General features: G+C 69.5%; 1 protein-coding gene. It reads left to right on the top strand.

What is annotated here, in order from left to right; genetic code table 11:
* Positions 1-29 precede the first annotated feature (29 nt).
* On the top strand, positions 30-371 hold a 342-nt coding region (locus tag UK12_RS33610; protein ID WP_331386678.1), incomplete at its 3' end, for an acyltransferase domain-containing protein.

Below are 371 nucleotides of genomic sequence, written 5' to 3'. Positions count from 1 at the left end.
CGCGTGGTTCGTTCGAGCACCGTGCGGTGGTGGTGGGTTCGGATCGTGCGGAGTTGCGCGCCGGGCTGGAGGCGCTGGCGCGGGGTGAGGCTTCGGCTCAGTCGGTGACGGGTGTCGCGGGTTCGGCCGGCCGGACTGCGTTCCTGTTCACGGGACAGGGGAGTCAGCGGGCCGGGATGGGCGCCGAGTTGTACGAGGCGTTCCCGGTGTTCGCCGGGGCATTCGACGCGGTGTGTGTGGAGTTGGACGGGCACTTGGAGCGTCCGCTGCGGGAGGTGATGTTCGCGGGTGAGGACGGTCTGCTGGATCAGACGGCCTACACGCAGCCCGCGCTGTTCGCGGTTGAGGTCGCGCTGTTCCGGTTGGTGGAG

Source organism: Saccharothrix sp. ST-888 (assembly GCF_000955975.1).
Lineage (GTDB): Bacteria > Actinomycetota > Actinomycetes > Streptomycetales > Streptomycetaceae > Kitasatospora.
Note: the sequence above shows the minus strand (reverse complement) of the source record. Positions and strands in the feature narration are given on the sequence as shown.